Source organism: Streptomyces sp. SID12488, from assembly GCF_010548275.1.
GTDB lineage: Bacteria > Actinomycetota > Actinomycetes > Streptomycetales > Streptomycetaceae > Streptomyces.
The window spans coordinates 80865-106299 of record NZ_JAAGLT010000013.1 but is presented as its reverse complement, the minus strand read 5'-3'; the positions used below and the strand labels follow the sequence as shown (position 1 = coordinate 106299).

General features: G+C 70.5%; 18 protein-coding genes. 3 read left to right on the top strand and 15 right to left on the bottom strand.

Features of this window, described 5'->3' with window-relative positions:
* Window positions 1–106: 106 nt before the first annotated feature.
* Window positions 107–799 carry a response regulator gene (locus G3I56_RS21070; protein WP_164411155.1) on the top strand — a complete coding sequence of 231 codons (693 nt, stop codon included), beginning with the start codon at window positions 107–109 and terminating at the stop codon, window positions 797–799.
* Window positions 800–847: 48 nt separating this feature from the next.
* Here G3I56_RS21070 and G3I56_RS21065 read toward each other — a convergent pair whose 3' ends face one another.
* The 6 genes from G3I56_RS21065 to G3I56_RS21040 form a co-directional block, all read right to left on the bottom strand.
* Window positions 848–2440 carry a cation acetate symporter gene (locus G3I56_RS21065; RefSeq protein ID WP_164411154.1) on the bottom strand — a complete coding sequence of 531 codons (1593 nt, stop codon included), beginning with the start codon at window positions 2438–2440 and terminating at the stop codon, window positions 848–850.
* Entirely contained in the window at window positions 2437–3003 is a 567-nt protein-coding gene (locus G3I56_RS21060; RefSeq protein WP_203690323.1) for a DUF485 domain-containing protein, read from the bottom strand. Before G3I56_RS21060 ends, G3I56_RS21065 begins: the two co-directional genes overlap by 4 nt.
* 69 nt (window positions 3004–3072) lie before the next feature.
* On the bottom strand, window positions 3073–3756 hold the full coding sequence (locus G3I56_RS21055) for a response regulator transcription factor (RefSeq protein ID WP_164411150.1): 684 nt from the start codon (window positions 3754–3756) through the stop codon (window positions 3073–3075).
* Window positions 3753–4904, bottom strand: coding sequence for a histidine kinase (locus G3I56_RS21050; protein WP_164411148.1), 1152 nt, complete (start codon window positions 4902–4904; stop codon window positions 3753–3755). The genes G3I56_RS21055 and G3I56_RS21050 overlap by 4 nt, the downstream gene beginning before the upstream one ends.
* Window positions 4901–5464, bottom strand: a complete 564-nt coding sequence (locus G3I56_RS21045) for a DUF1453 domain-containing protein (protein ID WP_164411146.1) — start codon at window positions 5462–5464, stop codon at window positions 4901–4903. Before G3I56_RS21045 ends, G3I56_RS21050 begins: the two co-directional genes overlap by 4 nt.
* A gap of 205 nt (window positions 5465–5669) precedes the next feature.
* Window positions 5670–7790, bottom strand: coding sequence for a DNA topoisomerase IV subunit B (locus G3I56_RS21040; RefSeq protein WP_164411144.1), 2121 nt, complete (start codon window positions 7788–7790; stop codon window positions 5670–5672).
* Between the two features lie 450 nt (window positions 7791–8240).
* Here G3I56_RS21040 and G3I56_RS21035 point away from each other — a divergent pair, with 450 nt between their 5' ends.
* Entirely contained in the window at window positions 8241–8471 is a 231-nt protein-coding gene (locus tag G3I56_RS21035) for a hypothetical protein (RefSeq protein ID WP_055532400.1), read from the top strand.
* 167 nt (window positions 8472–8638) lie between these two features.
* On the opposite strand, the gene G3I56_RS21030 is transcribed toward G3I56_RS21035, so the two are convergent.
* From G3I56_RS21030 to G3I56_RS20995, 8 genes are all read right to left on the bottom strand, one after another.
* Entirely contained in the window at window positions 8639–9502 is an 864-nt protein-coding gene (locus G3I56_RS21030) for a serine protease (RefSeq protein WP_203690321.1), read from the bottom strand.
* 224 nt (window positions 9503–9726) lie between these two features.
* Window positions 9727–11262, bottom strand: coding sequence for an RNA polymerase sigma factor (locus G3I56_RS21025; protein WP_164411142.1), 1536 nt, complete (start codon window positions 11260–11262; stop codon window positions 9727–9729).
* Window positions 11263–11778: 516 nt separating this feature from the next.
* Complete coding sequence (locus G3I56_RS21020) at window positions 11779–12666, bottom strand: FadR/GntR family transcriptional regulator (RefSeq protein WP_343240013.1); 888 nt, start codon at window positions 12664–12666, stop codon at window positions 11779–11781.
* A 163-nt stretch (window positions 12667–12829) separates the two neighbouring features.
* Entirely contained in the window at window positions 12830–14932 is a 2103-nt protein-coding gene (locus tag G3I56_RS21015) for an ABC transporter ATP-binding protein (RefSeq protein ID WP_164411140.1), read from the bottom strand.
* An 83-nt stretch (window positions 14933–15015) separates the two neighbouring features.
* A complete protein-coding gene (locus G3I56_RS21010; RefSeq protein ID WP_164411138.1) occupies window positions 15016–15774 on the bottom strand; it encodes an NUDIX hydrolase in 759 nt (252 codons plus the stop codon).
* Window positions 15775–15904: 130 nt separating this feature from the next.
* Entirely contained in the window at window positions 15905–17821 is a 1917-nt protein-coding gene (locus G3I56_RS21005; RefSeq protein WP_343240020.1) for a glycogen debranching N-terminal domain-containing protein, read from the bottom strand.
* Between the two features lie 821 nt (window positions 17822–18642).
* Window positions 18643–20286, bottom strand: a complete 1644-nt coding sequence (locus G3I56_RS21000) for a DUF4192 domain-containing protein (protein WP_164411135.1) — start codon at window positions 20284–20286, stop codon at window positions 18643–18645.
* A gap of 738 nt (window positions 20287–21024) precedes the next feature.
* The gene (locus G3I56_RS20995; protein ID WP_164411133.1) at window positions 21025–23184 is read right to left on the bottom strand and encodes a RecQ family ATP-dependent DNA helicase; all 2160 of its coding nucleotides are present in this window, start codon (window positions 23182–23184) and stop codon (window positions 21025–21027) included.
* 491 nt (window positions 23185–23675) lie between these two features.
* Between G3I56_RS20995 and G3I56_RS20990 the strand changes: the two genes are divergently transcribed.
* On the top strand, window positions 23676–24317 hold the full coding sequence (locus G3I56_RS20990; RefSeq protein ID WP_164318372.1) for a hypothetical protein: 642 nt from the start codon (window positions 23676–23678) through the stop codon (window positions 24315–24317).
* A gap of 387 nt (window positions 24318–24704) precedes the next feature.
* Here G3I56_RS20990 and G3I56_RS20985 read toward each other — a convergent pair whose 3' ends face one another.
* On the bottom strand, window positions 24705–25391 hold the full coding sequence (locus tag G3I56_RS20985; RefSeq protein ID WP_164411131.1) for a hypothetical protein: 687 nt from the start codon (window positions 25389–25391) through the stop codon (window positions 24705–24707).
* Window positions 25392–25435 lie beyond the last annotated feature (44 nt).

The window sequence follows — 25435 nt, the reverse complement described above, 5'->3', positions numbered from 1 at the left end:
TGCTTGCGAAAATCTGTTCTGCTCGTTCCGCGCGCCGAAGCAGCGGAGCCGCAACACGGGTTCACCGGACGGGCTTGCCGCTCGTCGGCCCTGAGGGAGAGGCCCGATGATTGACGTCCTGGTAGTGGACGACGACTTCCGTGTGGCAGAGATCAACGCGAGGTACGTGGGCAGGGTTCCCGGATTCAGGGTCGCCGCCCGCGCGCACAACGCGGCTCAGGCGCTGGCCGCCGTGCAGCAGGGCACCATCGACCTGGTCCTGCTCGACCACTACCTGCCGGACCAGACGGGACTCGAACTCGTTCACCGCATGCGGGAACAGGGCCATTGCACCGATGTCATCATGATCACGGGAGCGAGCGACGTGGTGACCGTACAGGCCGCGATGCGCGTGGGCGCGCTGCACTACCTGGTCAAGCCGTTCACCTTCGCCGCGCTGCGCACCCGCCTGGACTCCTACGCCGCCCTGCGCCGCACCGTCGACCACGTCGGAGACCGGAGCCAGGCCGGGCAGGAGCAGGTCGACCGGATCTTCGGCGCCCTGCGCACGCCGCCCGCCCCCTCGTCCCCCGGACTGCCGAGCGGCCACTCGGAACCGACCACGGACCTCATCTGCGGCGTGCTCCACCGTGCCGGCCACCCGCTCTCGGCCCACGAGGTGGCCACCGAGACGGGCCTGAGCCGATCCACGGCCCAGCGCTACCTCCGTCATCTGGAACAGGCGGGCCGCCTCCGCCTCTCCCTCAAGTACGGCGACACGGGCCGCCCCGAACACCGGTACGCATGGGTGGCCCCCTGAGTCGGTTCCTTGCCCAGCAAGGTCGTACGACAGTGAAATCGCCGCCCGCTAAACCGCCCCCGCCCCCGTGAGCGACCGCACCTCGGTCTCCGCGTGCTTGGCCTCGTCGGGGTCCTCCGCCGAGGTGACCGTGCCGAGCCAGCCGGCGAGGAATCCCAGCGGGATCGAGACGATCCCCGGGTTCTGCAACGGGAAGTACTGGAAGTCCATCCCCGGGAACAGGGATTCGGGGCTGCCCGACACCACGGGCGACAACAGGACGAGGACCACCGAGGGGATCAGCCCCCCGTACACCGACCACACCGCACCCCTGGTGGTGAAGCCGCCCCAGAACAGCGAGTAGAGCAGCACCGGCAGATTCGCGGACGCCGCGACAGCGAAGGCGAGGCCCACCAGGAAGGCGACATTGAGGTCACGGGCCAGCAGGCCGAGGGCGATCGCGACCACACCGATGCCGACCGCGGCGGTGCGGGCCACGGCCACCTCGCTGCGCGGCTTGGCCCGGGGGCGCCGCAGCGACGCGTACAGGTCGTGGGCCACGGACGCCGAGGATGCGAGGGTGATGCCTGCGACCACCGCGAGAATCGTTGCGAAGGCGATGGCGGCGACGATCGCGAACAGAACCGTTCCGCCTGTGGAGTCCGCTCCGCCGCCCAGATCGAGGGCCAGCAGCGGGACCGCCGTGTTCCCCGCCGCGTTCGACCCACGGACCGCCTGCGGTCCGACGATCGCCGCCGCGCCGAAGCCGAGGACGATCGTCATCAGGTAGAAGCCGCCGATGAGCCCGATCGACCAGACGACCGATCGGCGCGCGGCCCTTGCCGTCGGCACCGTGTAGAAGCGGGAGAGGATGTGCGGCAGCCCTGCTGTACCCAGGACGAGGGCGAGCCCCAGGCTCATGAAATCGAAGCGCGAGGTCCAGTCGCCGCCGTACCTCAGCCCGGGGGCGAGAAACGCGTCACCATGACCACTGCGCCCGGCCGCCGTGCGCAACAGCTGGTCGAAGTCGCCGTGGAACCGCACCAGCACCAGCACGGTCAGCGTGATCGCCCCGCCCATCAGCAGGACCGCCTTGACGATCTGGATCCAGGTGGTGGCCCGCATCCCTCCCAACGACACATAGATCACCATGAGCGCGCCGACCGCGATCACCGTCCAGGACTGCGCCGCCTCGCTCGTCCCACCCAGCAGCAGCGCGACCAGGCTGCCCGCGCCCACCATTTGCGCCACCAAATACAGAACGGACACGGTCACCGAGGAAGTTCCCGCAGCGATCCGCACCGGCCGCTCCCGCATCCGCGACGCGACGACGTCGGCCAGCGTGAACCGCCCGCAGTTGCGCACCAGTTCGGCGACCAGGAACAGCACGACGAGCCAGGCCACCAGGAAACCCACCGAGTACAGCAGCCCGTCGTAGCCGAAGAGCGCGATGAGGCCGGAGATCCCGAGGAAGGACGCGGCCGACATGTAGTCGCCCGCGATGGCAAAACCATTCTCCATCGGGGAGAAGAGCCGGCCGCCCGCGTAGAACTCCTCCGCCGAGCCCTGCCGGTGCCGACCCACCCAGGTGGTGATGGCCAGCGTGACGGCCACGAACGCGCTGAACAGCACCAGCGCCAGCATCTGATGGTTGCCGGTCATGATCCACCGCCTCTGAGGCCACGCGTCAGTTCCTGGGTGTCCCAGCGCAGATCGAGCGCGGCCCGGTCCCTGCGCAGCCGTGCGTGCCGCGCGTACGCCCAGGTGAACAGGAACGTCGTGAGGAACTGTCCGAGTCCCGCCAGCATCGCCACGTTCACCGCGCCCACCACTGGCCGGGCCATGAATCCGGGCGCTGTGGTCGCGGTCACCACATAGCCCACGTACCAGGAGAAGAAGACGGCGACGCCGGGGATCACGAACCTTCGGTAGCGACTGCGCACCTCCTGGAAGGCGGCGCTGCGCTGCACCTCCAGATAGACGTCGGCCGCGCCACCACCCCGGCCCTCCTGCTCCCCGCGCGCAGGCGGGACGACGGGCGCTGGCGCACCCGTGCCGTCCAACTCGCCCCAGCCAGAGGCGAGTGCGTCGTACCACGGGTCTTCGAACCGCGGGTCCCCACCCACCGCCGCGTGGGTGGGGGCCGTGTCACGGCCTTCGGGGGGCTCGGCTGAACTCTCAGGGCCGCCCCCGCGTCTGTTGGGGCGACCGGTGCTTGACTGCATGCCCAAGGATGGACAGAACGGGAAGATCCCCGACTCTTCTTCTCCACAGTCTTCACCCCATTAGGTGACTCACCCCGTGGGAGGCCGCACCAATCCCCTCCCGTAGGCGTAACGCACCGCCTGCGCACGGTCCTTGATTCCCGTCTTGGCGAAGAGGTTGTTGATGTGGGTCTTCACCGTCGCCGTGGAGACATGCAGTTGGTGTGCGATCTCCTGGTTGCTGAGGCCGTCCGCGATCAGCACCAGCACCTCGGCCTCTCTTGTGGTGAGCCCGTCGGGCGGCTCGGCGGGCGCGGCGGGCTTCTGCTCCGGCTCCGTCAGCCGCTCCAGGAGCCGCCGCTGGATGCTCGGCGCCAGCCCCGCGTCCCCGGACAGCACGCTGTGCACCGCTCTGACGATCTCCTCGCCGTCCGCGTCCTTGGTGAGGTAGCCGCGCGCGCCTGCCCGCAGTGCGCGGAACAGCGACTCGTCGTCCGCGAACGTCGTGAGCACCACGACCTGTGTCCCGGGGTACTCCGCCCTGATCCGCCGGGTCGCCTCGACACCGTCGCACCGCGGCATGCGCAGATCCATCAGCACCACGTCCGGCGCGAGTTCACCGGCGAGCCTAACGGCCTCGTCCCCGTCTCCGGCCGCTCCGACAACTTCGATCCCGGGCAGCAGACCGAGCAGCATCACGATGCCTTCCCGTACGACGGTCTGATCGTCCGCGACCACGACCCGCGCGGGCCTCAGGCCGGCCTCCCGCGTCATGTCGGCACCCTCAGCGTCACCACGAACCCCTTCTCGCCCGGCCCGGCATCCAGCGAACCGCCCAGCAGCTCGGCACGCTCCCGCATGCCCAGCAGACCGTACCCGCCGCCCATGCCGGTGAGTTCGCCCGGCGAACCGCCCGAGTCCCTTACGTCCAGCGACACTTGATGCTCGCTGTAGTCCAGCCGCACCTGGACCTTGGCGCCCGGAGCGTGCTTGCGGACATTCGTCAGTGCCTCCTGAGCCACCCGGCGCACGGCCTGCGACGCCTCCGCCGGCAGCGGTCTGCGCTCACCCGTAATGGTGACGCCCACGTCGTCTGTCGCGCCGACGAGTTCACTCAGGTAGTCCTCCAGCGGGGACATCTCGCCCCTCAGTGCGGACAGGGCCTGTCTCGTCTCGGCGAGACCGTCGCGGGCCATCCCCCGCGCCGCCACCACCCGTTCGAGGATCCGGTCCCGGTCGGCGCCCCGCTCGATCAGCAAACGGGCCGCTTCCAGGTGCACCAGCTGCGCCGAGAGACTGTGCGCCAGTACGTCGTGGATCTCCCTCGCTATCCGGGCGCGCTCCGCGAGCGCCGCCGACTCCGCTTCGGCGACCCGCGCGGCCCGCTCCTGGGCGAGGAGGCGCTGGGCGTTGCCGCGTGCTTCGGCGTCGAGCCGCAGGACGTATCCGGCGAGTGCGAGACCGACGCTGGTGACGGTCGTGGTGAGCAAGGGGTCGTCGTTGACCACCGCGTACGAGCCGAGGGCCACGATGCTCATGGGCAGAGCGGCTGACAGGGGCATTCTTTCCAGGGCCGTGATCGCGCACCCGCACCACAGGACGAGAGCCGGCACCCGGAAGCCCGTGGCCTGGCCCGCGACCGCGAGGCCCTGAAGCAGCAGGAGGAGCGCCAGCGAGGGCCACAGTCGGTGCTGGAACGTTGTCCGGTAGAGCGCCCAGGCAAGCAGCGCGGCGGCCAGGACTCCCCCGACAGCCAGGGCCGAGTGCAGGCCACGGGGGGGATTGCCGCTGACGGCGCCCCACAGCAGCATGCCGAGGACCAGCATCCTCGTGGCCCAGGCGAGCCGGCGGCGGTTGCGGGAGATCCCCTCGCGGCCGAGCGCCTCCTGGGAGGGCCAGCGCAACCAGTCGTTCTTCGTCACAGGCACTCCTTCCGCAACCGCACGCCGTCACCGTAAGCCGTGGTCTGCCGGTGCGCCGAGGGTGTGGACGCCGGATGCAGAGGCTCCGGTTGCGGGGATGTCAGGTGCGGGGACTGTGTCCGCCAGTGCAGGATTCCGGCGCGGAGCAGGAGGGTCGCCGCAAGGGCGAGGAGAAGGGCCGGGGTGTCCTGGTGGACGCCGAGTGCCATACCCAGGGCGTAGAGGCCGGCGCGGAGGCCTATCCCGGTGATCCACACGGCGACGCTCGCCTTGGTGCTCCGGCTCCACACCACGCCGTCCGCCTCCGCCCACACGCGGGTCGTCCAGGCCCAGCCGGCTCCGGTGACGAGGCCTACGAGCAGTTCGGCCACGAGCAGGGTGATCGACTCCGTGCGGTGGTGGATGTCGACAAGGCCGGGCTCGCGCAGCGCCACGACGGCCAGGATCACGGGCACGACCCACCAGCGCCGGTCCGCGTCCATCCGGCGTGTACGGAACTGTCGTACGACCACCAGGGCGATGACGGCGACGATCAGCGAGGCATCAACGAGCCCGGACATCAGGCCTCCGTGGGCGAAGAAGGAGCGGGTGTCGGCAGCGGGTGCTGTCGACGCCTTCGACGCTACGGAAATCGGCAGGTCACGGGATCGGAGCGGGGGTGGACCAAGGGTGGATCCACAACCGGTCGGGGGTCCACCTCAGGGTGGAGAGACGGCGTCGGGGCAGCACTCGGAGGTGCTGCCCCGGCACCAGAATCCGGACGGGTCACGCGTCGATTCGCGACCTGTCCAGCGTCGCCGCCGAGTTGGAGATGAACTCCTTGCGAGGAGCGACGTCGTTGCCCATCAGAAGGTCAAAGACCTGTTCGGCGGAGTCCAGGTCGGACACGTTGATCCGGCGCAGCGTGCGATGGCGCGGATCCATCGTGGTTTCGGCAAGCTGGTCGGCGTCCATCTCACCAAGACCCTTGTAGCGCTGGATCGAGTCCTTGTGGCGGACGCCCTTGCTCTGGAACTCCTGAAGCTTCTCGCGCAGCTCACGGTCCGAGTAGGTGTAGACGTACTTGTCCTGGCCCTTCTTCGGCTGGATGAGCTCGATGCGGTGCAACGGCGGCACCGCGGCGAACACCCGGCCCGCTTCGACCATGGGCCGCATGTAGCGGTGGAACAGGGTCAGGAGCAGGGTGCGGATGTGGGAGCCGTCGACGTCGGCGTCGGTCATCATGATGATCTTGCCGTAGCGGGCCGCGTCGATATCGAACGTACGACCTGACCCAGCCCCTATGACCTGGATGATCGCGCCGCACTCGGCGTTCTTCAGCATGTCGGTCACGGACGACTTCTGGACGTTGAGGATCTTGCCGCGGATCGGCAGCAGCGCCTGGAACTCCGAGTTCCGGGCGAGCTTGGCCGTACCGAGCGCGGAGTCGCCCTCCACGATGAACAGTTCGCTGCGCTCGACGTCGTCACTGCGGCAGTCGGCGAGCTTGGCAGGCAGCGAGGAGGACTCCAGGGCCGTCTTCCGGCGCTGCGCGTCCTTGTGCTGACGGGCGGCGATGCGCGTACGCGCCGCAGCCACAGCCTTCTCCATGACGACACGGGCCTGCGCGGCGGCATCCCGCTTGGTGGAGGTCAGGAAGTCCTTGAGCTCCTTGGACACCACGTTCGTCACGATGCGCCGGGCCGCAGAGGTACCGAGGACCTCCTTGGTCTGACCCTCGAACTGCGGCTCGGCGAGACGCACGGTGACGACCGCGGTGAGGCCCTCCAGAGCGTCGTCCTTGACGATGTCGTCCTCGGCCACGCGCAGCAGCTTCTTGGTGCGCAGCACCTCGTTCATCGTCTTCGCGACGGCCTGTTCGAACCCCGCCATATGGGTGCCGCCCTTGGGCGTGGCGATGATGTTCACGAACGACTTGAGGTTCACGTCGTAACCCGTGCCCCAGCGCAGCGCCACGTCGACACCCAGCTCGCGGGTGACCTCGGTGGGGGTCATCTGGCCGTGGTCGTCGAGGACCGGGACCGTCTCCTTGAAGGATCCCTGCCCGGAGAAGCGGAGGACATCGCAGACCGGCTTGTCGGTGGCCAGGTACTCGCAGAACTCGCTGATGCCTCCGTCGAAGCGGAAGGACTCCTCGCCCTTGCTGCCGCCCTCCCCGAGCCCTACCTCGTCACGGACGACGATGGTGAGACCCGGCACCAGGAACGCGGTCTGCCGAGCGCGCTGGTGGAGGTTGTCCAGGGAGAGCTTGGCGTCCTTGAGGAAGATCTGGCGGTCGGCCCAGTACCGAACGCGCGTACCAGTTCGGGTCTTGGGAACCCGCTTGGTCTTGCGCAGGCCCCCCGTCTCGAACGTGGCGTCCGGGCCGGCGTCGGAGAAGGATCCGGGAACGCCCCGCCGGAAGCTGATCGCATGGGTGTTCCCCCCGCGGTCGACCTCGACGTCCAGGCGCGCCGAGAGGGCGTTCACCACGGACGCGCCCACACCGTGCAGGCCGCCGGAAGCGGCGTACGAGCCGCCGCCGAACTTGCCGCCGGCGTGCAGCTTGGTCATGACGACCTCGACACCGGAGAGGCCGGTTTTGGGCTCGACGTCCACGGGGATGCCGCGGCCGTTGTCCCGCACCTCGACGGAGCCGTCGTCGTGCAGGACGACGTCGATGTGGTCGCAGTAGCCCCCAAGGGCCTCGTCCACGGAGTTGTCGATGATCTCCCAGAGGCAGTGCATCAGGCCACGGCTGTCGGTGGACCCGATGTACATGCCCGGACGCTTTCGCACGGCCTCGAGGCCCTCGAGGACGAGCAGGTGCCGCGCGGTGTAGTTGGAACCGTCCCGGTCTGCTCCTGCCAGCAGCGCTGTGGACGGCACGGACGTATCGGCGGTCACGCGGTTCGCTCCTCGCTGAATTTCAATTGGGGCCCTGATGGGTAAGGGCCTGGCTTCGGTCGCCGCTCAGAGGGTACCGAGGCCTGGTAGAGCCGATGTAACACCACCCTCGACGAAACTCACACTAATCCAGAGTCGCATGCCTGTTCGATCCCTCGATGGAGTGAAGTACATATCACGTTCCCTTCCAGGCATGAACCATTTAGGCTCCGGGCACGTCCTCATGGACAACCGGCAATCCAGCCGGGAGGACCAACACCCCTACAGACGACCGACAGCGCGAACCCGTACAGACACAAAGACACGCAATACGGCACATTCGCCGCCAACCGGAAGCAGACAGCCACCTCGAAAAGATTTTTTCGAGGAAAGGCCACGAGCGGGAACGTTTTCGGCCTGGTTGGATGTTGACCCTGGTACGACAGCTCGTCGAGCTAGAGAAGAGGCGACGTGACTACTGTTCTGACCCCCGCGAGCCCGCTGACGGCCGCTGATCGCTGCGACCGCTGCGGCGCCCAGGCATACCTTCGCGTTGTCTTGGCGAGCGGCGGAGAACTGCTCTTCTGCGCCCACCACGGTCGCAAGTTCGAGCCGGAACTCAAGAAGATCGCCGCTGAGATACAGGACGAGACGGAGCGACTGACGACCGTTCCAGCCAGCTCCAACGAAGAAGAACGCTGATACTGCGCGTCGACGACGAGCCAGCCCCGGCACAGGTCGGTTGATTCGGGCGGTCACTCCTGCACTCAGGAGTGACCGCCCGCTTCACTCAAGCCGCCCAGGGGCCCTCAGGCGGCGCCACAAGGGCGGGAACCTGGACGGACCCTCCGGTCGCCGCCCAGGGGCCCTCAGCCGCCGTTCCCGGCAACGACGGCACCCCACCCCATCGTCCGTACGACATCCGAGATCCGTGTGTAGACGCCCGGGCTACCGGGCCGTCCACAACCGCTCCCCCAGGACACGAGCCCCACCAGCCGCCCCTGGGCGACCAGCGGCCCCCCACTGTCCCCCTGACAGGCATCCGGCCCCCCTGCGGCCTCGCCCGCACACAGCATGCTGCCGGATCGATACTTTCCGTCGGCGCTGCCCGGGTACGCCCGCTCACAGAGCGCGTCGGACAGCACGTGCACCCGCGCCGCCCGCAGACTGTGCGCGTAGTCGCCGCCTCCCGTGATGTCCCCCCAGCCGTACACCGTGGCGCTCGTACCGGGTCGGTAGGCCGTGTCGCCGGCAGCCGCCATCCCGATGACCGCGCTCCCCGGAAGCGCCTCGGTGAGGGTGAGCACAGCGAAGTCCCCGGCGTTGCTGATCTTGTCGTAGCCCGGGTTGACCCAGATGTCGCGTACGGCGATCTCCTTGCCCTGGGCCGACGTCAGGTCCGTACGCCCGGTGATGACCCTGAGGTCCCGGACGCGGTCGGGCGGCGCCCCCAGGACGTCCTCGCCCATGCAGTGGGCCGCGGTCAGTACGGTGGTCCGGCCGACGGCCACGCCGTCGCAGAACTGCCCGGCGCGCGTACCCCCGAACCGGCCACGGCTGGACAGCGCCACCGTCCACGGGCTCTCGGACACGTCAACCGGGAATCCGCCGACCACGATGCCGTCGGCAGCCGCAGGAGCGGCTGACGCCAGCGGTATCACGGCCGCCGCGGCCGACAGAACCAACGCCCGGGTCAGCGCCCGGGACAGGGCCCGGACAATGGGATGGCGCATGTGCGCTCCTCACTCTGGGATGATCACGAGAAACCCAGAGTGATCCAACGGGCCCCACCCCGCACGCTCGGGCCACGAAAGAGGGACGCCGCGGACTGGAGCACCCCGCTCCGCACGCGCCGGGCCGCGCTCCCCGCACGCCGGTGCGACGATCCGCGCCCGCTCGACACGAAGGCCCGGCTCCCCTGGGGGACGCCGGGCCTTCCGTGTCGTACGACCGCGACCTAGTCGAGGTAGTCGCGCAGCACCTGCGAACGCGACGGGTGGCGCAGCTTCGACATGGTCTTGGACTCGATCTGGCGGATGCGCTCGCGGGTGACGCCGTACACCTTGCCGATCTCGTCGAGGGTCTTCGGCTGCCCGTCGGTGAGACCGAAGCGCATCGAGACGACGCCCGCCTCGCGCTCGGAGAGGGTGTCGAGTACGGAGTGCAACTGCTCCTGGAGGAGCGTGAAGCTGACCGCGTCGGCCGGGACGACCGCCTCGGAGTCCTCGATGAGGTCACCGAACTCGCTGTCGCCGTCCTCACCCAGGGGGGTGTGGAGGGAGATCGGCTCACGGCCGTACTTCTGGACCTCGATGACCTTTTCCGGGGTCATGTCGAGTTCCTTGGCCAGCTCCTCCGGGGTGGGCTCGCGGCCCAGGTCCTGGAGCATCTGGCGCTGCACACGCGCGAGCTTGTTGATGACCTCGACCATGTGCACCGGGATACGGATGGTGCGGGCCTGGTCGGCCATCGCGCGGGTGATCGCCTGACGGATCCACCAGGTGGCGTACGTGGAGAACTTGTAGCCCTTGGTGTAGTCGAACTTCTCGACCGCGCGGATCAGACCGAGGTTGCCCTCCTGGATGAGGTCCAGGAAGAGCATGCCGCGGCCGGTGTAACGCTTGGCCAGGGAGACCACCAGACGGAGGTTGGCCTCCAGGAGGTGATTCTTGGCGCGACGACCGTCCTCGGCGATGATCTCCAGCTCGCGCTTGAGCTTCGGAGCCAGCTTGTCGGCGTTGGCCAGCTTGTCCTCGGCGAACAGGCCTGCCTCGATGCGCTTGGCGAGTTCGACCTCCTGCTCGGCGTTGAGCAGCGGGACCTTGCCGATCTGCTTGAGGTAGTCCTTGACCGGGTCGGCGGTGGCACCGGCTACGGCGACCTGCTGGGCCGGTGCGTCGTCCTCGTCGTCGTCGGAGAGGACGAAGCCCTTGTTCTCGGCCCCTTCCTCTTCCTCTTCGCCGGCCTTGACGTCCTCGATGGCCTCGTCGTCGACGGCCTCGGCGTCGTCCTTGCCGGTGGTCGTCTTCTTGGCCGCCGTCTTCTTGGCGACGGTCTTCTTCGCGACAGCCTTCTTGGCGGTCGTCGTCTTCTTGGCGGCGGCCTTCTTCGCGGGCGCCTCGTCGTCGACGGAGGGCTCGGCGGAGGGGGCCGCCGGGGTGGCGGTGGCGGTGGCCTTCTTCGTGGTCACCGTCTTCGCCGCGACCGTCTTGGTGGCGGTGCGCTTGGCCGGACTCTTCGCTGCGACGCTCTTTCGGGTGCGCTTGGGCTCCGCGGCACTGACCATCAGCGTCACACCCTCTTCCTCGAGGATCTGGTTGAGGCTGCGCAGTACGTTCTTCCACTGAGTGGCCGGAATCTGGTCAGCTTCGAAGGCCCGACGCACGTCGTCGCCGGCGATCTGCCCCTCAGCCTTTCCCCGCTCGATGAGCGCCATGACAGAGACGGACTCGGCGATCTCCGACGGGAGCGTACGGGATGTGCTGGCCGACACGAACAACCTCTCGAACGTTGGAAAACGGCTTCCGGCCCCGTCCACTACGGACAGGAGCCGACGACCGCCGACTGGGGATGGGCCGACGGCGCGGGCGGGGGCCGGGAAGATACACAGCGCCTTGAACGGCGTCTGTATTCCCTCCGCAGCTGTCACCTCTTAGGTCATCGCGCTGCTTCCACAAGCGTTACGCCCAATCTGCGTGGCCCGAGTCACACCCCGTAGCTCTCAGAAGCGATCAAATGTGACTATAGGTGGTCAGCAGGGCCCACGGCCAGGCCACCCCGACCGATCTGCGGCCCCATCGGCAGCGGTATTCACAGCCTCGATGAGCGCTTCTGGACGGTCCGCCGCCTCTTCTTCCTCGCACCACCCAGCACGAGGTCGCCCCGTTTCACCGCCGGACCCCGCCGGGCCCTCTCGGGATCCGACGGGGCCCGGCGGTGACGGTTCGCGAGCCGAACGATGCCCCCGGAGGGCGAGGTGCCCTCCGCGCGCGCCGCTCTCGGCGCGCGGTCAGTGCTCGCGCGGGGCCGGGACCACGCGCTCCACCTCGGGGTGCACCATGAGCAGCTGCCGCATGGCCGTTTCCGCTCCCGCGCCGTCGCCGACCCCGAGAGCCTCCACGATCCGGGCATGGTGCGCCAAGGACGCCTCGGTGGGCCGGTCACAGCCGGTGATCGGACCGCCGGACACCTGGAGGGCGGCGGACACGATCCCGGAGAGGTGCTCCAGCATGCGGTTGCCGGCGAGCTGGACGAGCAGCGAGTGGTACTCGGCGTCGGCGCGCGCGAACGTCAGCGCGTCGCCCTGGCTCATGGCGTGGCCCATGATCTCGACCATGTCGACGAGCCGCTGCTGGACCTCCTCGCGCCCGTGCCCGGCGGCGAGACGAGCGGCGAGCGGCTCGATCGTCCAGCGCAGCTCGCTGAGCTCGCGGCGCTGGTTGTCGCGCTGCGGCCCAAAGGCGCGCCACTCGATGATGTCGGGGTCGAGGAGGTTCCAGTCGCTGACGGGACGCACGCGCGTGCCCACGTTCGGCCGGGCGCTCACCAGGCCCTTGGCCTCCAGCACCCGGAGCGACTCACGGACCACGGTGCGGGACACTTCGAAACGCTGGCCGATCTCCTCCGGCACAAGGGGACGGTCCGCGCCCAGGTCACCGGAGACGATCATCTGGCCCAGCTGCTGGACGAGTTGACCGTGCAGCCCGCGACCGCGGCTGCCCGCGGTGCGGCGGCCTACACGGCCCAGCTCCGGGTCCGTTGCGTCCCAGGATGGGACTCCCACCCGGTCGGCACCGGGAGCCTCGGCGTAGGGGTAGCGGTCAAACCCGCCCGGGCCGACGAGACCGGAGTCTGCGGAGCGGGCGGCGGTCATCATGGACTGCGCAAGGGTACTCACGGATCCTTTGTCGGCGCCGTCTTCAACTCCCTTGAGGTCTTTGGTGAAAAGCACACGAAAGGGTGATCGCTCACCCCGTCGCAATTGACGCCTTATCGGAAAGAAACGGGCGTTCCCCGGGGAGTTGTGCGCAGTGCAGAACCTGGAAGGGCGCGGACGATCGTCACCGGACCCTGCTTCGCAGGGTCGTGAGCAGATACGCACAGAGCAGACCAGCCAGCGACAACGTCAGCGCGCCGCCGACGGGTTGGGCGATCATCCGCGCTCCGGCTGCCAGATACCGCTCGCCCCCGAAGGGCCACTCCACCAGGAGCAGTTCCCGCAGGCGCAGGGAGAAACCGGCCGCGCTCCGCACGGATGAGCCCTCCAGGACCTTCTGTACGAGTGGCACCACGAGGACCGGTACGGCGACCACCGCCGCGAGCCCGGCGGTGGTGGACCGGAAGATGCCCGCGGCAAGGACCCCGGCCCAGGCGCAGCCGATCACCAGACCGATCCAACTCGTCGTCAGCGCGAGCCAGTCCGCGGGAACTCGCGCCAGCTCCCGTCCGTAGACGAGGTAGAGCACTTCGGCGTCGCAGCCCACGGTGAGGAAGGCCAGCATCAGCCCGGTGGCCGCGGCGACGAGGAGTTTGGCGAGGAGCAGCCCCAGTCGGCGGGGCACGGTGCCTCGGTCGACCGCCAGCGCGGGGTGGCGGAACTCGTCGCCGAAGGCGATGGCGCCCAGCAGCCCGGCGCCGAGTGCCGCGGGCGGCAGCGGCAGCTCCTGCGGCCAGGCGGCCAGCAGGCGGTGCTGCGGAGTGTGGCCGACGCGGGCCAGGAGTACGGCGACTAGAGCGGACGAGACGAGCACGGCGGCCCCGGTCAGAAACCCGGTGCCGACACCGCCGGCCCGGCGCAGCTCGTAACGGAGGGGACGCAGCGGACTCGGAGCGGGGCGGACAAGGATGGGGGGCGGGAGCGGCGGCAGGCTGTCGGAGGTGAGGGCGTCGAAGGGGCGCGGGCGGGTGTCCTGGGGGCGTGCGGGCGCGGACGCAGCTGAGGCACGGGTGGCTGTCGGCAAGCGGCTGGTGGGTACGTCCGGCTCGGCGAGACGGGTTGCCGAGGTGACCCCGGTTGACTCCGCAGTGGCTGTGCGAGGGCCTTGCCCCGCGGAGCCGTGCGACGCGGAAAGACCCGGAGGGGTGGCAGAACCCTGAGGCAGGTCGGTGTCCTCAGGTGTGGCCCCGGCAGTCTTCTGTCCCGCTGCGCCGTCGACCTCTCCGGTCATACCGGTTTCTCTGAACTCACCGAGCCCAGTTGACCCGTCAGTCGTACAGGCTTCTGTCCCGTCAGTCGTACAGCCTTCATCTCGCACCGTCGGCTCGCCCTGGCGGGTCGAGTCGGCTCCGGGACCCATGTCACCGACCTCGTCGGCGAGTTGGTGCACGAGGATGCCGTGCCGGAACGCGGTCTCGCCGATGTCCGCACAGGTACTGCCGTACACCGAGAGCCGATTACCGGCCTCCGGCACGACCTCCACGGAGCGCTGCGCCGTCCGGGCCTCTTTGGTCAGCAGGGCCGCGAGACGGGTGGCGTGCGGGCTGCGCACGGCGACGCGGGGGCGCAGTCTGGTGCGGGAGAAGTCCGCGGCTTCCTGGTCGGCGACGAGTCGTCCCTGTTCCAGGGTGATGATCCGGTCGGCAATGCGGGCCGCCTCTTTGGGGTCCGTGGTGGTGCACAGGACGGTGCCGCCCTGGTTCGCGTGGGCGCGCAGCATGCCGTGCAGCCAATGGCGTTCGCGGACGGACAGACCGTCGGTGAGCGCGTCGAGCACGAGGGTGTGCGGGTCGGTCAGCAGGGCGCAGGCCAGGCCCAGACGACGGTCCATGCCGCGCGACAGGGTGCCCAGGCGTTCGTCGCGCAGGCTGACGAGGCCGACGACCTCGAGGACTTCGTCGGCGCGGCGGACCGGGACGCCTGCCGCCGCGCACAGCATGCGGAGTTGGCCCCGGACGGTGCGCGCGGGGTGCCCCGGCACATCACCCAGGAGCACGCCGACCTCATGTGACGGATGGGTGATGCGGTGCAGTGGGCGGCCTCTGAAGTAGGTGGTACCACGGCCCTGTTGGAGTTCGAGCATGAGCCTGAGCACCGTTGTCTTGCCGGCGCCCGGGGCACCGAGGAGCGTGGTGACGCAGCCCGCGCGTGCCTCGAAGGACACGTCGTCGACGGCGGGCGGGAGCTCCTTGCGGGGGTTGCTGGTCAGTCCGAAGGCCTGGATCACCCGTAGCAAGTTAGCGCGTTATGTCCGTTTTACCGGGTACGGCGGGCCCACTGACGGCAGGCGTCGCCCCACCTGGTTCGGTGTCAGACCTCGGGGCGCAGCATCGGAGGGTTGAGCAGGGTGGCGCCGCCGGCTCGGAAGAGCTGGGCCGGACGACCGCCCTGCCGGGTGGTCGTGCCTCCGGTGGGGACCAGGAAGCCCGGGGTGCCCGTGACCTTGCGGTGGAAGTTGCGCGGGTCGAGGGCGACGCCCCACACCGCCTCGTACACACGGCGCAACTCGCCGACGGTGAACTCGGTCGGGCAGAACGCAGTGGCCAGCGACGAGTACTCGATCTTGGAGCGGGCGCGCTCCACTCCGTCCGACAGGATCTGGGCGTGGTCGAAGGCGAGTGGTGCCGCTTGTTCGCCGTCTCGGCCGTAGCCGCCCTGCTGCAGCAGTTCCTCGACGGGCGCCCAGCGGGCACTGTTGGCGTCACCGCCCGCCCGGGGAGCGGGCAGGTCGGGGGCGAGCGCGAGATGAGCGACGCTGACCACCCGCATCCTGGGATCGCGCTTGGGGTCACCGTATGTCGCGAGCTGTTCCAGGTGCGCGCCGTTGTCCTGAGCCGGGGCGTCCGGGTCGTGGGCGCGCAGGCCGGTCTCCTCGGCCAGTTCACGCGCCGCTGCCTGCGAGAGATCCTCGTCGGCCCGTACGAAGCCGCCTGGGAGTGCCCAGCGTCCCTGAAAGGGCGACTCACCCCTGCGTACCGCCAACGCGCACAGGGCGTGACGACGCACGGTCAGCACGACCAGGTCCACGGTGACGGCGAAGGGCGGGAAGGCTGACGGGTCGTAGGGCATGCCGCGATCATAGTCGTCTGCCTGACGATAAACACTCCCTTCTCCGGCCGCACGCATGACTGGTCCACGCCGGTCGGGCACCGGTCCCACGGACCGCTTCCGGTGGCCTCCTGAGACCTGTCGTACGAGGTCACGCCCCCAATTGCAGTCCCGTGGCAGCCTCCTCGACCATGGCCACGCCGAGACGGCCGACCCGTACGGAAAAGGGAGCGCCCGCGATCCGCAGCCCCGTCAGGCCGATCTCGCCCAGCGGCACGCTGCGTACCGGACGGAGCATGACCCTCCCCGCCGGGGCGTCCGGGCGGATACCGGCCAGGGTCGCGAGGAGGAGCACCCCGGAGGCGGCAGCGGTGGCCGACGGCCGACAGGCCGCCGGGTGGGGCAGCGGGGCTCCTCCTTCCGCGCGCTGTTCCCCCGCGTACATCTCGGGCAGCCGGTACTCGAAGGCCTCGGCCGCCGCCAGGAGGCCGCGCAGCAGCGAACTCGCCTCCTTCTCGTACCCGGCGGTGGCCAGTCCCGCTACGGCCACGGCGGTCTCCTGGACCCGCACGGCACCGCTCCGGTGGCCGAACGGGTTGTATCCCGCCTCCTTGACACCCAGACCGCGCAATCCCCAGCCGGAGTCCATGGCCGGACTGCCGAACAGCCGGGCGACCTGTCCGGTCTGCACCTTGTCGAGCAGGCCGGGGGCCGGCTCGCCCGCGCCCAGCAGGCCTGTGTCGAGGAGATGGGCGGCGATCGCGCCGAAGTGCGGCACGGTGCGTCCGTCCGGCGTACGGGCGGACGCCGGTCTGCCGCCGCCCCGGTCCTCGACCCAGAAGTCGTCCCTGAACGCGGTACGCAGCTTCTGAGCCCACTGCCGCAGCCCGGCACCGCCCGGCCGGCCGTACGCGTCGAGGAGATCGGCGCCTAGGAGGGCGGCGCGGTGCGCGTGGGCCTGCGTCTCGCAGCGCAGCGGGCCGCCCGGCTGCGGATCGGGCAGGTATGTTCCGTCGCCCACGGTCGCGCGCAGCCAGGTCAGACAGCGCTCGGCGGTCGGGAGCAGTTCCTCGGTCACCTGTTCCGGGAGTCCCCAGCGGCGGGCCTCGGCGAGGAGCACGGGGAAGAGCAGGGTGGCCTCCGTGCCCGTACAGCCCGGCGGCAGGTGGGGGCCCGCGTCCCGGAGCGGGCCGGGGAGCATGCCGGATCTCGGGCCCGGCCCCGGGAGCTGGGTGCGGGCGAGGGTTCGCAGCGTGCCCGCCGCGAGCCCGGTGCCGAGGGGAAGCGTCATTCGGGCGGCGGCGAGAGCCTCGGCCGGGGCCATTCCGCAGCGCCACGGCGCGCCTGCCGCCAGGTGGGTGTCGGAGGGATGCGCCGAGTCGCGCAGGAGCAGCGCCTGGAGGTCTTCGATGCTGGTCCGCAGGAGTGCCTCGACGCGTGGATCGTCACCGGCGGCCCGTGCCGCGGCGAGGGGGCTCGTCGCCACGTGGCCCACGGCTCGGACCGGTCCCGTGCCGTCCTGCCGTATACGCAGCTCCAGGGTCATGGAACCGCCCGGGGGCAGTTCCAGCTCCCAGCGCAGCAGGCCGGCGGAGGCCAGCGCGTCGGCGGGTGGCGGGTCCGCGGTGACGGCGGCGCTGCCGGTGGCGCAGGACCAGCGCAGACCTGAGGCATGGACGCTGGCGGGCAGTTCGGGGCCCGCGGTGCCGGAGGCGATCGTGCCCAGGTCCGCCAGGTCGGTACCGAGTGACACCTCGACCGGCAGGCGGAGCGGGCGCGACGCCGAGCTGTGCAGAGTGATCCGCTCCGTGCCGTCCGCGTGGCGGATGCGCTCGACGACCACGTCCGGGTCCGGCCCTCCGTCGGGGGAGACACGCAGTGTCCCCACGAAGCGGGCGCGGTCGGCGGCTGTCATCCGGGCCTGCACCGCGAGGGGTTCACGGCCGGCCACGCGGACCTGGCACCGGGCGAGCACGCGCCTGCCCCCGCGGTAGAAGCCCTCCAGTCCTCGGCCGGTGAGCTGCCCCTGGTCCGTGGAGATCGCGAGCCCTGGGAGGGCGACGCAGATCAGGGTGGTGTGGGTCGGGGGCAGCTGAGCGGGACGGCGGGCGGTGGGAGGCGGGCCGAGCGGCGGCCGAGGAGAGGGAGACGTCGCGAACGATGGCGGCGTGCCCCTTGCCGGGGATGCGGAAGGGCGCCCGGTGCCCGGGAAACGAGGCTCCGAGCCTCGGGGGTCCCCTGCGCTGCCGGGTACTCCACCGCCACCTCCCGGCGAGTGCGGCGTGGGTGTGCCTGCGGCACGACGGTCGTGGCCGTCGGCGGCCGAGGGCGGGGTCGGCGGATACATGGGCGACTTCTTCTGCGCTCTGGGCGCCGAGGGCGCGCTCGGCGCCCGGTAGGGGGCTTCGGCAGGACAGGGGTGATGCGGCGGCTCGGCCTGTCCAGGGGTTCCGCCACTCAGGTGAACGGACCAGGACTTCCCCGAGTCACGCCTCCGGCGGGACAAGCCGACCGAATGGCGGTGAAGCGGAGCATACGTCCGGACGGCGCCGGGACGACCGCATCGGCCGTCTGCTGCTGTGGTCGGGAGGGTGAGGTGTCCGTGAGCCGCCCTGGCTCCGGTCGGTTGTACGTGGGAAGGGTTGCCGTTGCTCAATCGCCGATCACGCGTTCGGCTGCCGCCGAGGGGTCCGCCGACCGGCACACAGCTGCCCGGACGCCGGTCATCTGCCCCTTCCCTGACGACTCGCTCAGGCGCACCGCTCCTGCTCAGTCGTCGGCCGCCTCCCCTGCCTTCCTTCGGGCTCCCATCCGCGCTCGCGCCCCCGCCGATCCGTCGGACCGGCATGCCACTGCGGCGGGAGCGCCGATGAGCGGCCCCACCCCGGTTCACGCTTCGCGCCCCTTCGTCCGGTGGCTGCGAGGAGTTGCATCCCCGCTACCTGGGCTGCGCCGGCGTACGACGGGCTTGTCCAGACGCTGGGGACGGGTGGTTCCGCCCGCCCTCCTGGCGCAGGGGCGTGTGTCGCCGTCATCTGCCGGGCCTACCCGACGGCGACGCCTCGTGGCCGACTCCAGCGCCCGGGTGGCGCTGCTGATCGACGTCGAGCAGGACGGGGGACCCGCGACATCGTCGAGGGGCGCCGTGGCTTCGATGTCGTCGATCCAGCCGTCCATCTCGAGCCCCTCCACGCAATCGGCACCGCTCGTTCCCTCAAACCTCTCCGTTCCCTCAAACCTCTCCGTCCCCTCAAACCTCTCCGTCCCCTCGAACCGTTCCGTGGCCGCGAGCCCTTCCGTGGCCACGAACCTCTCGGGATCCTCACTCCAGCCGATGCCCCCGTCCTCGTACGCGTCGTCGGCCCCGATCCGCGCTGTGTCCGGCGCGGCGCCGGACGGCCCGGCAGTCACGCGAGGTCGGTCGCCGCGCTCCGCGCGCAGACAGCGCCGGATCGACTCCGGGTCCAGGCCCTCGTTGCATGCCTGGTGCAGCAGGCGGGCGAACAGGTAACCAGGGTCCGCGCCGAGTGCCATGGCCAGGGCTTCCCGGGCCTCCAGCTCATCGCCGGTCGACCAGGCGACCCAGCCGGCGAGCGTCAGAGGAGCCGCGGCGTGCTCGCGGTACGGCCCGACACAGCGGCGGGCGAGGGCCCGCCAGAGGCGCAGCGCCGGTGCTGCCTCCTCGCCCTCCATCCACTGCGCCGCGCGATCGCGGGTCGTACGATCCTGCAAGCCCAGAATCAGCGTGGCGGCCTCGTCGTGTGCGAGCAGTTCGTCGTCGCGAAGGTCTGCTGGAAGCGTGCCGGAGGCGGCGGGCGCGTCGGCGAATCGGCTCCTGACCCGGCGTGCCTGTCGCAGGGTCTCCTCGGCCACGTCCGCACGGCTCGCGTCGTCGAGCATCCGCGGGACCATGCGGGCATTCGCGGTGTCGAGCGCGCGTTCCTGGTCCAACGCCGCAGCGGTCTCCCAGGGCTGGAACCTGGCCCGCAGCTCACGCAGGGTGCCTCGCACCTGCAGACCGGCGTAGGTCGCGGCGGCGGCCAGCACCGAGGTGCCGGGCAGGCCCATGGGCACGCCGTCGTCCGGACAGCACTCGGGTGTCACGCAGCAGTAGGACCAGAAACGGTTGTCGGCGATGCACAGGGCCTCGACCACTGGTACGTCGAGGCGGCCGCATTCGGTGCGCAGCAACTGGGCCAGCGGGCGCAGACGTTCCTTCACCTGATGCCGCGCTTCGCCCTCCCGTGGCTCCTGGCAGAGATACACGACCATGCTCTCGGGCCGTGCGCCTCTGCGCTCGCTTCCGGTCACCAGACCGTGCGTCAACTGCTGCGCCACGGCGGGCCAGTCGTCCGGGTTCGCGGGAATTCCGAGCCGGGCGCGTCCGCCGAACCGGCCGCGCCCGTCCCGGTCGTGCAGCGCGACCAGGACGATGCTGTCCTCGGGGTGGTAGCCGAGCAAATACGGCAGTGCGTCGGCCAGTTCGGCCGGGGTACGCAGGGTGACCTGATGCGTTTCGCTGTGATTCGTCATGCGTTGACGATCTCGCGGTTTCCGGGATCCCGCTCGAGCCTGTGGATAACCTCAACCAGGGACACGTCAAGGGCAGAGCCGGGATTCGCACGCCACCTGGTACGCCCGCGGAGCGGCGTGACACCGCCTCGAATCGGCACTCGCATGTCACCAACGGACAAAAGCTGGTTGGCGAACCGAACACATGGACCACAGGCACCATCAGCACGATCATCGGCATCGGCGGAGTCGTCGGCAGCCTGCTCCTGGCCCTGCCGGCATCGTCGTTCGACGCCGCGGCGTCCGGCTGCTCGCTTTCGTCACGGTGCTCCTCGCCTTCGGACGCCGACTGTCCCAAGCGTTGAACGCCACACCGGGCCGCACGGTCGGTATGAGTTCCCACAGCGTTCTGACCGGCCAGGTCATCCTCGCCGTGTACGGCGGTTACTTCGGCGGCGCCCCACCTCGCCCGGCGTCCCCCCGCCCGACTGCTGCGGGACGTCATTCTGACCACCGTCATGATCATGACCGTCCCGTACCTCCTGCACGGCCGGCCACACGGGAAGCCTCATTGCTCAACTCCGCGGCCGGAGGTGAACCTGACTGACATGACCGAAGGTCACCGGGAGCCGCACGCAAGGCTGGTGACGGCCTGCCAGGCACGCGGGCCGACCGAACGCGCACATGCCGCCGTACCGCCGATGTGCACGCGCACATGCCGCCGTCCCGATGCCCTGCAGCCCCCTCAGCAAGGCTCCCTCACCCGGCCACGGCAAGGGTGAGCGGGAGGACCGCGTCGGCTCCGGTCCGGCGCAGGAGCCGTGCCCCTACGGCCAGGGTCCAGCCGGAGTCGGTGTAGTCGTCGACCAGCAGAACCGGGCCGGGGGTGGCGGCCAGGGCGGCGGCGAGTTCGTCGGGCACCGCGAACGAGGCGGCCAGGGCGCGCAGCCGCTGGGCGGAGTTGCTGCGGTGCGCCGCGTACTCGTCGGCCTGCTCGGTGTAGGCCAGGCTGCCCAGCAGCGGAAGTCTGCCGACCCGGGCCAGTCCCGCGGCCAGCGAGGCGACCAGTTGCGGGCGCGCGCGGGAGGGCATGGCGACGATCCCCACCGGTCGCGCCGCCGCGTCGGAACCGCCGCCGGCCCAGCCGCCCGGCGAGCGGGCCCAGTCGGTCACCACCGTCACGACGGCGGCCAGCACGTCGTCCGGGACCGGCCCGTCCGCGGCCTGGGCCGACAGCAGCGGACGCAGGCGGTTGCCCCAGCCGATGTCCGACAGCCTGCCCAGCGCCCGCCCGGTAACCGCCTGCTGGCCGACGGGGATACGGCCCTTGAGGTCGACCCCGACCGCCGGCATGCCCGAGGGCCACATCCGGCGCGGCTCGACCTCGACCCCGGGGCGGTCCAGTTCGCCCGCGGCGCCCGCAAGAGCGCCGGGCGGCACGGACGGATCGAGCCAGGGCCCTGCGCAGGAGTCGCAACGGCCGCACGGGACCGCCTTCTCGTCGTCGAGCTGCCGCTGCAGGAACTCCATCCGGCAGCCCGTGGTCGCCACGTAGTCCCTCATGGCCTGCTGCTCGGTGGCGCGCTGTTTGGCGACCCAGGCGTATCGCTCGGTGTCGTACGCCCATGGCTGCCCGGTCGCCGCCCAGCCCCCCTTCACGCGCCTGACCGCGCCGTCCACGTCAAGGACCTTCAGCATCGTCTCCAGTCGCGAGCGCCGAAGATCCACCAACGGCTCCAGAGCCGGCAGCGACAGCGGACGACCCGCCTCCTCGAGAACCGCCAGTGTGCGCCGCACCTGTTCCTCGGGAGGGAAGCCCACCGAAGCGAAGTACGCCCAGATCGCCTCGTCCTCCCGCCCCGGCAGCAGCAGCACATCCGCATGGTCCACACCGCGGCCCGCACGCCCCACCTGCTGGTAGTAGGCGATCGGCGACGAGGGCGACCCCAGGTGCACCACGAACCCCAGGTCCGGTTTGTCGAAGCCCATCCCCAGCGCCGAGGTCGCCACCAGCGCCTTCACACGGTTCGCCAGCAGATCCTCCTCCGCCTGCAACCGGTCGGCGTTCTCCGTCTTCCCCGTGTACGAGGACACCGGATACCCGCGCTGCCGCAGGAACGCCGCGACCTCCTCCGCCGCCGCCACCGTGAGCGTGTAGATGATCCCCGAACCCGGCAGATCCCCCAGCCGCTCCCCCAGCCACGCCAGCCGATGCGCCGCGTCCGGCAGCTCCAGCACGCCCAGCCGCAGGCTCTCCCGGTCCAGCGGCCCCCGCAGCACCAGAGCGTCCCCGCCCCCCGTGCCCAGCTGCTCGGCCACATCCGCCGTCACCCGCGCGTTCGCGGTCGCCGTCGTGGCCAGCACCGGCACCCCCGCCGGCAACTCCGCGAGCATGGTGCGCAGCCGACGGTAGTCGGGGCGGAAATCGTGTCCCCAGTCGGAGATGCAGTGCGCCTCGTCGACCACCAGCAGGCCTGTGGTGGCCGCGAGCCTGGGCAGCACCTGGTCACGGAAGTCGACGGAGTTGAGGCGCTCCGGACTGACGAGGAGAACGTCGGTCTCGCCGCGCTCGACCTCCCCGTAGATGGTGTCCCACTCCTCCGGGTTGGCCGAGTTGATCGTGCGCGCCTGGATACCGGCTCGTGCCGCCGACTCGACCTGGTTGCGCATCAGCGCCAACAGCGGCGAGATGATCACCGTAGGACCGGAGCCACGCCTGCGCAACAGAGCCGTGGCGACGAAGTACACCGCCGACTTGCCCCAGCCGGTGCGCTGCACCACCAGGGCGCGCCGGCGCTCCTCCACCAGGGCCGCCACCGCCTGCCACTGGTCCTCCCGCAGGCGCGCCGAACCCCCAGGGGCACCGACCAGCTCAGCGAGGATGGCGTCGGCTTCGTCACGTAGCTCCTGGTTGCTCATGACCCCATGCAACCCCACGCCACTGACAACGGCCCAATCCTCGGCCGTGACGACGTGCGCACGGCTCTCCCCCCAGCTGCTCGGACGGCGGGCCGGTCCTCCTTTCGGACGACTTCACGGCGAGCGGGTGGACCCGCACGGCGGTGACCCGGGGACGACGACGGACCGGTGCGCAGGGGGCGTAGCCACTGGTCCTCGCCTTGCGTCGTCGATGACGAGAACGTGAACCAAACCGAACAAGCGGACCAACTGCACGTTCCCGGCCACCCCAGCCATCTACAAATGACACACCTGGCAGGGATATAATCCACAGATCACCAGAAGCCGGTCGGTGGCCCCATTTGCTCGTTGCCGCAACCCAGTTCGACAGCGAGAATCGGAGTCCGCTCCCCGCACGGCATGTCCGTGGTCCGGCAGGGCTCCGCCGCGGTGTGCGCTCCCCCAAGTCCGATCTCCGCCCGCAGTGCGGGCGCGTAGCCGAAGGGAGGACCGTGACCTTCGGATTCACTCCGTCCCCCGCGGCATCCATGTCGACGTCTGCCGACCTGTCCGCCGCTTCCACCAACTCAGCAGCCCGCATGCTCGAACCCGCGGAGTGGGCCGCAGCCGGGATTCCCCTGCTGCGCAATCCCCGTGAGGTCGTCAGCGGACTGCACGCGCGGCACCTCCCCGGGCCCGCTACCGCGATCGTGGCCGTCCTCGATCCGGACGAGCGGCTGCGGGCGAGTGCCTCGTTCACCCGCCGCTCGGCGCCGGCCGACGGCTGGATGTTCCGCAACTCTCTGCTCGCGCAGTTGCGTCGGGTCATCCCCCACGACCTGCGTCGCCGTACTCCGGTACGTACCGCCGTCCTGCTCTACTGCCGTGACGGAGACGCTCGCTGGACGGAGGAGGACGGCGCGTGGATGTGGGGTCTGCGTGACGCCTGCACCCTGCACGGGCTGCGCTGCGGCGCGTACATCACGCTGACCCGCGACGGCTGGCAGGTGCTCGGTGAGGGGCGCGGCGGGCGCCGCCCGAACGCGGATTCACCACCGGAGCCCTTCGCCATGTCCGAGGCACCGCCGCTGCTGCCGATGCCGCGCACCGGAGGAACCGCCTCCGACATCCTGCGCCGCGCGGCAGCCCGCTGACACAGGCGCCCAGCGGCCGACGCGCCTCAGCCGTACAAAGATCGGCCACCGCGGACAACGACGTCCGCCGGTACGACGTACGCCGGCGAGAAGCCCATACATGGGTTGCACGGGCAGACACGAGTCGTCCGGACGCCTCCAGCGCGCACGGCGACGGGGGCACGCGTGCGCGTGCCCCCGTCGCCCATGACGATGCGGCCTTACGGTCCCGCTTCCTGCTGCCCGACCCAGGGCACAGCAGGGAGCCGCACGGCAGTCACCGGCATTCCGGCGCGCCCGCGTCGGGGAACGTCAGATCGCCCGCCGTACGGTCACCGCTTCAGCGGCCCTCCGCCGGCCGGTCCGGTGTAGCCGGACCGGCCGACCCGGAACGGTTCGCGAAGCTGCTCAGACCCCCGCGCCCAGCGCCGAGTTGATCTGCTGCGAGTCGCCGCAGCAGATCAGCAGGGCACCGGCTCGGCCGAGGGCCAGGGAAAGGGCCGCGGCGGTCGTCGTGTCGGCGCCGCCGTTGACGGCGACCACCACCACGGGACGTGAGGCGGCACGGCTCAGCGCGGCGGCGTCGGCGTAGAAGACGTCGTCGCCCGCGTCGTGCTGCGCCCAGTACGGGCCCTCACCGAACGACAGCTCGTGCGCGGCCCACGGGTGCGGATCGCCGGTGGTGATCACCAGCACCTCGCCGGGGGCCCGACCCGACTCCAGGAGCAGGTCGACGGCTTCCTCGGCAGCGTCCAGCGCACCCTCGGCCGAGGCCGGGATCAGCTGGACCTTCGGGGCCGCCGGGGCCTCGGAGGCAGGCGCGGAAGGAGTGGAAGGGACAGGGGCGGCCGGAGCCGCGGACGGCCCGGGCTTGACCGCAGGAGCGGTCGAAGCCACGGCCGCCGGCGCGTCGTGCGGTGCACGCTGGGCCGGCGCGGTGGGCCGGAAGGGACCCGGACGGCCGGGACGCGGCGAGGCCGCGGGGCGCGGGCCGGGTACGGGACGGGGGGTCGGCGCGCTGTGGCCACTGGCCGGAGCGACACGGGGACCCTGGGCACTCTCGTGAATCTGAGGCTCCTCGGGAATGAGAGGCATGACTTGATATTTATCAAACGCCGGTGCGACTCGCGTCAGCGGGT